This is a genomic window from Orenia sp. (assembly GCF_055140805.1).
Genome location: NZ_JBSQYM010000126.1, coordinates 1 through 11,214 on the forward strand (window position 1 = coordinate 1; position 11,214 = coordinate 11,214).

An 11,214-nucleotide genomic window follows, 5' to 3' on the forward strand; every position below is an offset into this window, starting at 1 on the left:
TTATAATGATAAATTTACTAGCCACAGGTTTCAACCTGTGGTGATGGTGATATGTTACACTACGGGTTAAAACCCGTAGCTAAAACTTAAAGTGTCACACTATATCCATAATACCTCATTTTCAATTCAAATACATAATATTATTCAAAAAATAAAAAAAGCTGGTATCATCCGAAATACCAGCTTTTTAACGATTATATATAACAAGGGAGGCTTGTTACTTAAGTAAAACCATTTTAACTAAGGGGAGGAATTTATCAATTCTTAGTTAGTAATGATTATCGTTATCTAAATTATAATATTAATTGATCACTTTGTCAAGTGATTTTATTATTTTTCCCACAGATAAATCTTCAATAATCTCAAGATAATTTGCATAAACTTAGCTTAGAAACATTAGTTAGTAGAATTTAAAAATAATAGAAATATCTTAGCTTATCGATTAATATTAAAGCATACTTTATTTAATCAAAGCTCTTCAAGATTAATTAAAATTAACAATTATTATTATTATCCGATAATAATAATAACACTCCCATAAAAAGGAGGGATTTATTGTGGAAAAACATGACAAGATTAACCCTATTAAAGCAATCAGCAAAATTGCTAAAATAAGTAAGAATAATTCAAAAAAAAATAAAAATAATAAAAACAAAGCAAGAGATAATAAACATCATAATAATGATTTTGTAGATATCTCTTTCAAGCATAGAGTTGATAATCATGAAATTACTTACTCTAAGCCAAATAATCACCCTAAAGATAATAACGATAGGAGCTTTTCAATAGATAATATCTCAGATAATGTTTTTACTTTCCTAAAATTAATGTATGAAGTCTATAAAGAAGAAAACCCAGCTAATGAGATGGCTATATTAAATAACTTTTATCATGTATCTCACCATGGAATTACCCTAGGTTATGAAGAAGCTATCGATAACCTCCATGGAGAAGAAATCATAAAAGAGATAATTGATAATACCTATAGTCATATAATAGAAAAATTAGACAACTGGTTTGCCAAACATAACATTGAATTAAAGGATAAGAAACCTTCTGACCTTAAATCTATTGAGATTGAAGAAGAAATCAAAAAATTTGTCAGTAAACTATTAATAGAACAGAAATTTCATAAACAATAAAATAATTTGAAAATATCAGGCTTAATGCTATCTTTCTAAGCCACTAGACTACTTAATCATTATTTAGCCTATAAGATATAAAATTAACCCTAGATGGATATCCATCTAGGGTTAATTTTATTCATTCTATTTTATTTTCTATAATCTAGCATCAGCTTTTAGTTGCTCTACCTTATTAGTTCTCTCCCAAGGTAAATCTAAATCATTGCGACCAAAATGACCATAAGCAGCCACTTGACGATAATGGGGCTTACGTAAATCCAAAGTTTCAATAATCTTTCCTGGCCTTAAATCAAAATTCTTATTTACTAGCTCTACAATCTTACTCTCTTCAATCTTGGCAGTCCCAAAGGTATCAACCATAATAGATACAGGATAAGCTACACCGATTGCATAAGATAATTGTACCTCACATTTATCAGCTAAACCTGCTGCTACAATATTTTTGGCTACATAACGAGCAGCATAAGCAGCAGATCGGTCTACCTTAGTAGCATCCTTTCCAGAAAAAGCTCCTCCACCATGACGAGCCATTCCACCATAAGTATCAACTATAATCTTGCGCCCTGTCAATCCTACATCCCCTTGTGGTCCACCAATTACAAAACGACCTGTTGGATTGATAAAGTATCTAGTCTGATCATCTAATAAATTAGTATCAATCACTGGCCTAACTACATATTCAATCATATCTTCCCTTATCTGTTCCAAACTTACTTCTGGATGGTGTTGAGTTGAAATAACAATAGTATCAATCCTTACAGGCTTATCATCTTCATACTCAATAGTTACCTGAGTCTTACCATCAGGTCTTAAGTAATCCAAAACCTCCTCTTTTCTGACCTTAGCTAGACGTCTAGCTAATTTATGGGCTAAAGTAATTGGTAATGGCATCAACTCTTCAGTCTCATTACTAGCATAGCCAAACATTAATCCTTGATCCCCAGCACCAATCTCTTCACTCTCTTTTCCTTCTTTAACCTCTAAAGCCTCATCTACACCTTGAGCAATATCAGGAGACTGCTCATCAATTGAAGTCAATACTGCACAAGTTTCAGCATCAAAACCATACTTAGCACGAGTATAACCAATCTCTCTAACTACATTACGAGCAATTTTAGGAATATCAACATAGCAGTTGGTAGAAATCTCACCAGAAATTAAGATCATACCTGTTGTTATTGTAGTCTCACAAGCAACCCTTGCCTGTGGATCCTCCTGTAAAATTGAATCTAATACAGAATCAGAAATCTGATCAGCTACTTTATCTGGATGCCCCTCTGTAACTGATTCAGATGTAAATAAATATCTCTTACTCATTTAATTACCTCCTTAAATAATATGTAATAAATAGTTTACAGTGTATAGTGTACTCTGCTCACCCTTAACTGTTTGATTTAAAATAAAAAAACCCCTCCTATAAGGAGAGATGAGTTAATAAGAACCTAAACATCTCCCAAGGTATCTCCTTGTAGGAATTAGCACCTTTCCTTTACAGGTGGTTGCCGAGCTTCATAGGGCCTGTCCCTCCACTACTCTTGATGTATCATTATTCTTTTTTTTAATAAATTTATTATCTCCATTAGTCTAACACTTTAAGAGATATTTGTCAATAGTCACCCTTTATATTTTGCGTGATCACAGTTGACCTTATACATCCACCTCTACTGTTTGGTTGATACTGACTTCTGTAGTAGTTATATTACAATTATAAGCATAAATTTCTACCCCATTTTCAGCAGCTTCCTTCAATTTCTTAGCAAACTTTAGATCTATTCTCTGATGGGGAGTAAACTTATAGGCATCAGCCCTTTGAATGATAAAGATTACTGCTACCCTGTAACCTTCCTGATGTGCTTTAATTAATTCATCTAAATGGCGTCTCCCCCTTTTAGTTGGAGCATCTGGAAATTTAGCTACTCCTTCTTCTACCAAAGTTGCAGACTTAACCTCAATTAGACATTTCTCACCCTTTCCTCTTAAATAAAAGTCTAGGCGACTATTACCATAAGTATACTCTGGCTTAATCTCTTCATAACCCCTAAATTGAAGCAAATCACCTTCTAAGAGGGCATTCTCTACCAACCTATTAGTCAAATGGCTATCTATAGATATTAACTTATCATTATACTCTACTAATAATAAACTATACTCAGTCTTCCGATTGGCTTTAGGGTAATGAGCTACAAAGACTTTAGTCCCTGGGATCATTAACTCCTCCATCCGCCCTGGATTTGGGACATAAGCCCTAACTTCCTCTCCCTTTAAATCAACTTTAGCTACAAACCTATTCTCTCTTACAATTAATCTTCCTTCTTTAAGTTCTCTATCCATTACTACCTTTGCCATATACCTAGCTCCTTCCATTATTAAGTTTAAGTCTGAGTATAAGCTTAAGTTTTAAACCTACTTAACCTCAAAGTTGATTATAAAATTCTCTACTAAATCTTAATTTTCTTTTTAATCACCATAATTCTTCCGTTATTTGTTATTAAATTCTATAAAATGTATTTATCTTCCCATTATTTACAGATTGAGATTAGAGATGACATGTGTTATTCTAATCACAGCCAATTAAAAAAGGAGGTATATGAAAGTGATAAAAAACAAACAATATATAGTTGCCCTTGTATTATCAACAATACTAATCTTTGCATTAGCTGCAAGTAGTTATGCTAGTGAAATCTATAGAATCCAGTCAGGTGACTCTTTATTTACAATTGCACAAAAATTCAATACTTCAATCTCTAATTTAATTAGAGTTAATAATATTAGTAATCCTAATATTATTTATTCTGGACAAGCATTAAGTCTACCTTCTACTAATAAAAAAACAAGTTCTAATTCTTATGATTTTAATAAGGTAGCTAGTGATGGGAGAAAAAGCTCTAATAGTTCTTTTAATACAAAATATAGCAATACCAATTGGACAAATAATAATGATATTGTGATAGCAAAACCCAAACAAAAAGAAAATATTAAAAAAATATACCGTAAAGGGCCTCATACTATGAAGGTAGCTTTAACCTTTGATGATGGACCAGATCCAGTATATACTCCTCAAGTACTTGATGTATTGAAGAAGTATAATGTAAAAGCTACTTTCTTCTTAGTTGGACAGAGGGTAGAAAAGAACCCTGCTGTAGTTAAGAGAATATATGAAGAAGGTCATACTATTGCTAGTCATTCTTGGGAGCATAATAATCTAAATACTCTAACTAAAAATGAATTAGAGAAGGATATGAGTGATACAGATAACTCTATTAGAAAAATTATCAATAAGAGACCTGAACTAATGAGACCACCTTATGGTGCTGCAAATAGTTCTACTTTAGAACAACTTAATAATATGGGCTATAAGGTAATTCATTGGTCTATAGATTCTTTAGATTGGAAAGCTAAAAGCAAAGAAGAGGTACTAGCCAGAACATTACCAGATATTCATGAAGGTGCAATTCTTCTTTTCCACTCTGCTGGAGGAAAGGGGCAGAGTCTAATGCCAACTATTAATGCACTTCCAACTATTATTGAAACATTACAAGATAAAGGTATTGAAATGGTTACAGTTGATGATTTATTATCACTATCTGCTTATAGGAGATAATGATAAGTCAAGCCTTTAAAGGCTTGGCAATACATAAATAATAGATTTAAAAACCCCGTCTATAAGACGAGGTAGAGGATTAAATTTCTTCTTTAATCCTTGGATACAATTCATCTGCTGTCTCTGCTTGCACAAGCTCTCCATCAACTAAAGCAAAAGGTCCCATAGCACAGTCACCACAAAATCCCAAGCAAGCTTCAACTTCTACACTAACATCATCAAGCTCTTCTAATCTATCAATTAATTCTTCAACCCCATGGACAAAGTTATTTTCACAAAAGCTTACTACTGCCATCATTTCACCTCCAAAATTAATAAGTGATGATTCCTAAGTAAATATTAAGAGTCAAGGTTCACTACTTACTCTTTATTATCTCTATTAACTCTGAAACTGATACATCAGTAAAGTCTAAATCAGCTAATTCTATTCCTTGACTAATAGCCTTTCGCAAAGTAGCCGACTTACTCATATCTCCTATTACAATAGCACCTATGACAGCTCTATCCTTAATCATAACCTTGATATACTTATTCTCTTGCTCTTCACAAATTGTATCTATCCCATCTCGCTTATCATTATCTCCTATAGAGAATAAAGATAGTCCAAAGGCATTGAGCATAACTGTTGGAATGATATGCTGATAGCTAGCATCTTCACCTACAATATTATACCCTGCTATCTTGCCCTGCTCAATGGCAATTGGCCATAACCCAAACCCTTTATTATCTAGCTCTGATACATCACCAACAGCATAAATATCAGGATAATTTGTCTGCATTCTATTATTTACAACAACACCAAAGTCAGTCTCTATCTCTGTTCCCTCTAGTATGTCTAAGTTAGGTTTAATTCCAGTAGAATAAATTACCATATCACATTCCACCTCTTTTCCCTCAGCAGTTACAACGCCTTTAACCTTATCTTGACCGATTATCTCCTTAATAGCTGTAGCCACTAAAGGCTCAATATTATGTTCTCTAACTCTCTCTTCTAAGATTTGACAGGCCTTTTCATCTAACTGTTCTGGCATCAAATAAGAACATATCTCAGCTACCATAACCTCTTTACCTGCTTGACTAAGAGCCCATGCCATCTCTAGGCCCAATACCCCTCCACCAATAATTAAGACTTTATTACTATCTTCAGCATAATCTTTGATCTCTCTAGAATCTGCTAATCCTCTTAAGGTAAAAACTCCTTCTTTATCTATTCCACTAATAGGTGGAGTGGCGTTTCTAGCTCCATTAGCTAACACTAACTTATTATAACTGATCAGCTCACCATTATCTAAGACTATCTCTTTATTATCTGGCTTTATAGCAGTAATTTTTGTATCTAAATATAACTCTACATCATTCTCATCATACCATTCTTTCCTTTCTATTAAAATCTTATCTTCCTTAATATCATCCATTAATCCCTTTGATAGTTTGATCCGATTATAGGGATAGCTACTCTCTTCTCCAAACAACTCAATCCTACATTCCTGATCATACTCTCTAATAGCCTTAATTGCACTAATAGCAGCTATACCACTTCCTACTATTACTACTTCTTCCATTGCTTTATCCCCCTTTTTTTAAGATTTCTTAAAACTATTCTCTCTATTCTTACTACTTATTATTAATGATACATCATGCTAGTAGAAAAATGATTCTTTATAAAGATAGTGCGACACTTCCGTGTCGAGTGTAAGCTATGAGTGTGAGTGTGTGTAAAATCTCTTTTTATTAGGGCTTATTCACACTCACACACCCACTCACGCTAATTTTAAAAGTGTCTCAATATCCCCATTAACAATCACCAGATATTAAACTAGCATAGCCTGTAATTATATTAATCATACAGGACTTAATTATAGTATTTATACTAAACTGGTGGAAATACCTTCTAATTTTATAATCAATTAAGCTATAAAAAAATAAAGGATGCAAAACTGCATCCTTTATAAAAATTAATTTTCAATTTTAGGCTCTTTTAACATTAAAATTGCAATGATTATCCCTAAGACCGCAAGTCCAATAGTTGGATAAAAAGTATATAAATAACTCCCTAATATATCTCTTAATTTACCAGACAACAAGTTTCCTAATACTGCCCCAACGCCATAAGCGGTAAATAAGAAACCATAATTTTTACTATAATGTTTAGAACCAAAGAATATTCCTGTAGCAGTAGGAGCTATAGCTAACCATCCTCCAAGGTTTAACCAAAACAAAGCAAAAGCGATACCGTATAAAATAGTATTACCTTCTCCTACATTTAACATTATAATTGAAGCTAGAATTATTAAGCTGTATGAGATAATAGCTGCCTTCTTAGGATCTAGCTTATCTGTGAGGCTACCAAAAATAGGTCTACCTATACCATTAAAGATAGCAAAGAAAGATACCATCAAAGCAGCAGTACTAGAACTTAGCTTTACTACCTCCTCAGCTACGGGACTTGAAATTCCAATAGCCATTAACCCCACTAAGGTTCCAATTACATAGCAGGTCCATAAACCATAAAAGGTTGATGTCTTCACCATCTCTTTTGTATCTAAGTCTATCTCATCTTGCTTAACCTCTTTGTTATTATCAGCTTCTGACAACAACTCTTTTTTAGGAAACTCTAGTGGCAATGCTAAAACTGTAATAATTATAGCAAAAGCAATCCCTAAAATTTTAAAGGTTGCAAAAGGACCATAGGAAGCTACCAACCAATTAGCTAGTGGTGCTGTCACAAATGGAGATAATCCAAAGCCCCCTAAGGTCAACCCTACTGCTAGACCTTTCTTATCAGGAAACCACTTTGCAGCTACTGCCATAGGAGCACCATAGGCTATTCCTACTCCTGTTCCTGCAATCACTCCATAAGTTATAGTCAACATGATAATATTAGAAGTAAAACCTGAAAGAATCCAACCAGTAGCAATAAATACACCACCAACTATAGTCATAATTCTAGGACCATACTTATCTATTAGGCCTCCTGCAATCGGCATTCCTATAGCATAGAAGACTAAAAAGAACATATAAGGCAAGCCACTCTCAGTAGCACCTATATTAAATAAGCCTTCTATTGGTTTTCTAAATACACTCCAAGCGTAGACTGTTCCCATACACATAAAGATTATCAATCCCAAAGGTATATATAACCACCTCTTGCTACCTTTAGAAATATTCGGACTTGACATACTAACTCCTCCTCTTAATTATCTTGATGATTTTATTAATTGAAGTTATGATAACATAGATATAGAAATAATTTGACTTAATAGACTTTACTATATTTATAATTTCCAAATTAATAATAATAATAACTATTCTATACTTATAAGTTCATATACTCCTACAGTCCCTCCCTTTATTAAATGTTATTAAACTTTATGCTTAAATGTACAAAAAAAGGTCAACACCAAATTAGTTAAGATTAATCTTAACTAATTTGGTGTTGACCTACATACGACTGGTATATTATACCTTTCTTCTGCCTGTCAAGTCAGTTTTCTATTTTTATATGTTATCATAATACTCTCTTAACTAGACTAACTAACATACATCTTTTCAAGATAGCATTAAAAATTCAATCTTGATTTCCATTACTATTATCAGCTATTGCTGATTTTAAAATCTACTTTCAATATAAACTAACAGATATACTAATCTATCTCGGCAATTGCTTTCCTTATTATATCGATATAACATCACCTTGTCAAGTATTTTCTTGCAAAGGCAAAATTGATGCTTATCAGTTTATAAAATAATCAAGTTAGCTCTATCAAAGCTTAGTCACCCTTTAAATTCCATTATCCCTTTATTAAGAACCTATTTTATCTTCTAAATTAGCAGATAATTTAAAGACCATGATTCTCTCACCAGTTTCTGTGCTAATATCACTGTGGAATATAACTACCTCTTCACCAGTCTGTTCTTTGATAATTTCACCTAATTTATCCCGTCCTGCTTCCACCAAATCAGCACGAATTCTTTTAATAGATAATAAACCTTCTGTTGTCTCAGACAGCTTATGTTCAGCAGGAGTTATAAGTCCCTTTAAAACAACAATTATCATATCTCGAAGGATATCAGTCTTTACCATAACTGGACCCCGACCAAGAAAATCCTTCTCCCATTGTGTCAATTCTTTGCTAATTTTTGCTTCTAATTGACCCTTTGTCATAGCTTTCCCTCCTAACAAAAAAATATATATCATATTAACATATATGTTAATATGATATATATTTTATCTCAATTTATTACGGATTTAATAGACTAAATATATTTTAAAATAAAGCTATTTAGTTGTCAAGACTAAAACCACTTTGATAATATTAAGCTTTTGTAAGCAATTATTTATAGATGTCCAACTTTAAAGTGAAATAAAAATAAAAGAATTATTAGCCACGAATTAAAATCAAATAATAATTATATTTTCACTTAATCTTTTATTGGTATTTATTCGTGTAGATTCGTGGCAAAAAATAAGATTTTAAATTTCTTTATCTTTTATTGGTATTTATTCGTGTAGATTCGTGGCAAAAAATAAGATTTTAAATTTCTTTTTAGGGTTGTTTATCTATATATAAAACTCTGTATAGTATCCAATCATATTCTATTGCGCTAACAATATTCGATCATTAGTCAGTCGATGACCACTAACCTTAGTAAACTTATCAAGCAAGTCATCTATAGTCATTTCCTCTCGTTCTTCACCATTAATATCTAAGATAATATTACCATTATTCATCATAATAGTCCTAGTTCCTAACTCTATAGCGTGATCTAAATCATGGGTAACCATTAATGTCGTTAAATCATGATGCTTGACTAACTTTTGGGTAATATCTATAATATTTTGAGCTGTTTTTGGGTCTAATGCTGCAGTATGTTCATCTAATAACAACACCTTTGGCTTCTGTAAAGTTGCCATTATTAAGGTAAGTGCCTGTCGTTGCCCACCAGATAATAATCCAACCTTATCATCTAATCTATCCTCTAAACCTAAATTCAAGATACTTAAAGCCTCTTGGAATTTCTTACGCCTAACAGATTTTACACCAATACCCAAACCTAAGCGCGACCCTCTCTTTAAAGCCAAAACTAGATTCTCAGCAATAGTCATAGAAGCTGCTGTTCCTTGCAAAGGATCTTGAAAGACTCTACTAATTAAATTTGCTCGCTGATGATCAGATTTATTTGTCAGATCTTTATTATCAACAATTACCCGACCTTGATTTAAAATTAAATTCCCTGCAATTACATTCAATAAAGTCGATTTACCAGCACCATTACTACCGATAACTGTAATAAACTCACCTTTATCCATCTCTAAGTTAACACCTTGTAAAGCTATCTTCTCATTGATAGTACCTCGGTTAAATATCTTTACTCCACCAATAACCTTTAACATTACTTAGCACCCCTTCCTAACTTTCTAAAGCCAAACTGCTCTTTAATTGCTGGTGCTCCCAATGCAACTATTACTAAAACTGCAGTGATTAGTTTTAAGTCATTGGGGTTTAGACGCATTCTTAAAGCTATAGTAATTACTAATCGATAGATTACTGAACCCAGAACTACTCCCAAAGTAGCCCATTTAATATCACTCTTTCTAATAATAGCTTCACCAATAATAACAGAAGCTAAACCGATAATAATCATGCCGATCCCCATCTTTACATCTGTAAACCCTTGATATTGAGCTACTAGAGCACCAGATAATGCTACTAAAGCATTTGATAGCCCTAAACCTAAAATTACAGTTAAATCCGTATTTACTCCTAAACTACTAACCATCTGCTTATTATCACCAGTAGCTCTCAAAGCTAGACCAAGCTCTGTCTTTAAGAACCAGTCAATTAATAACTTAACGATCATAACAACTAACAAAAAGAAAATAAAGGTACTATTTTTTTCAGATATACCCAAAGATGTCAACAATTCAAAGATTTTATTACTTCCCAATAAAGAAATATTAGCTCTTCCCATCACCCTTAGATTAATTGAATAAAGGGCTGTCATAGTCAGAATCCCTGATAATAATCCAGTTATCTTCAGCTTAGTATTTAAGATTCCTGTCAATACACCTGCTAATAAGCCAGATAGAGAAGCTACTATAATTGCTAACACTGGATTCCATCCCGATACAATCAGTTTAGCACCTACTGCTGCTCCTAAAGGAAAGCTACCATCTACAGTTAAATCAGGAAAGTCTAAGACTCTAAAGGTCAAATAAACACCTAAAGCCATAATTGCATAGACCAATCCTTGCTCAATAGAACTTAAAATCACACTCACATTCATAACTACTCCTCCTACTCAATTACTTTTCAAATTACTGCTCCAGTTAAATTATAATATAGTGATATCTGATTATGGGGAGATTGTGACACTTTAAGTTTTAGCTACGGGTTTTAACCCGTAGTGTAACATATCACCATCACCACAGGTTGAAACCTGTGGCTAGTAAATTTATCATTATAA

Annotated in this window: 10 protein-coding genes and 1 riboswitch; of the genes, 2 read left to right on the forward strand and 8 right to left on the reverse strand. The window is 32.7% G+C overall.

The window, feature by feature from the left end; translation table 11 throughout:
• Nucleotides 1-557 precede the first annotated feature (557 nt).
• Complete coding sequence (locus ACTCDL_RS11810) at nt 558-1,142, forward strand: DUF5610 domain-containing protein (protein ID WP_463176758.1); 585 nt, start codon at nt 558-560, stop codon at nt 1,140-1,142.
• Nucleotides 1,143-1,280: 138 nt separating this feature from the next.
• On the opposite strand, the gene metK is transcribed toward ACTCDL_RS11810, so the two are convergent.
• Together metK and sfsA are read right to left on the reverse strand one after the other, a co-directional pair.
• A complete protein-coding gene (gene metK, locus ACTCDL_RS11815) occupies nt 1,281-2,462 on the reverse strand; it encodes a methionine adenosyltransferase (protein WP_463176762.1) in 1,182 nt (393 codons plus the stop codon).
• Between the two features lie 126 nt (nt 2,463-2,588).
• Nucleotides 2,589-2,690: riboswitch (SAM riboswitch) on the reverse strand.
• Nucleotides 2,691-2,792: 102 nt separating this feature from the next.
• Nucleotides 2,793-3,491 carry a DNA/RNA nuclease SfsA gene (sfsA, locus tag ACTCDL_RS11820; protein WP_463176763.1) on the reverse strand — a complete coding sequence of 233 codons (699 nt, stop codon included), beginning with the start codon at nt 3,489-3,491 and terminating at the stop codon, nt 2,793-2,795.
• Between the two features lie 247 nt (nt 3,492-3,738).
• Here sfsA and ACTCDL_RS11825 point away from each other — a divergent pair, with 247 nt between their 5' ends.
• Nucleotides 3,739-4,746, forward strand: coding sequence for a polysaccharide deacetylase family protein (locus tag ACTCDL_RS11825; RefSeq protein ID WP_463176766.1), 1,008 nt, complete (start codon nt 3,739-3,741; stop codon nt 4,744-4,746).
• Between the two features lie 79 nt (nt 4,747-4,825).
• On the opposite strand, the gene ACTCDL_RS11830 is transcribed toward ACTCDL_RS11825, so the two are convergent.
• The 6 genes from ACTCDL_RS11830 to ACTCDL_RS11855 form a co-directional block, all read right to left on the reverse strand.
• Entirely contained in the window at nt 4,826-5,041 is a 216-nt protein-coding gene (locus ACTCDL_RS11830) for a YuzB family protein (RefSeq protein WP_463176768.1), read from the reverse strand.
• Nucleotides 5,042-5,102: 61 nt separating this feature from the next.
• Complete coding sequence (locus ACTCDL_RS11835) at nt 5,103-6,308, reverse strand: NAD(P)/FAD-dependent oxidoreductase (RefSeq protein WP_463176771.1); 1,206 nt, start codon at nt 6,306-6,308, stop codon at nt 5,103-5,105.
• 393 nt (nt 6,309-6,701) lie between these two features.
• Nucleotides 6,702-7,925: an L-lactate MFS transporter gene (locus ACTCDL_RS11840; protein WP_463176773.1), complete on the reverse strand. Its 1,224-nt coding sequence runs from the start codon at nt 7,923-7,925 to the stop codon at nt 6,702-6,704.
• A 623-nt stretch (nt 7,926-8,548) separates the two neighbouring features.
• A complete protein-coding gene (locus ACTCDL_RS11845) occupies nt 8,549-8,911 on the reverse strand; it encodes a Na-translocating system protein MpsC family protein (RefSeq protein ID WP_463176775.1) in 363 nt (120 codons plus the stop codon).
• A gap of 432 nt (nt 8,912-9,343) precedes the next feature.
• Complete coding sequence (locus ACTCDL_RS11850) at nt 9,344-10,141, reverse strand: ABC transporter ATP-binding protein (RefSeq protein ID WP_463176780.1); 798 nt, start codon at nt 10,139-10,141, stop codon at nt 9,344-9,346.
• The gene (locus ACTCDL_RS11855) at nt 10,141-11,034 is read right to left on the reverse strand and encodes an ABC transporter permease (protein ID WP_463176783.1); all 894 of its coding nucleotides are present in this window, start codon (nt 11,032-11,034) and stop codon (nt 10,141-10,143) included. The genes ACTCDL_RS11850 and ACTCDL_RS11855 overlap by 1 nt, the downstream gene beginning before the upstream one ends.
• Nucleotides 11,035-11,214 lie beyond the last annotated feature (180 nt).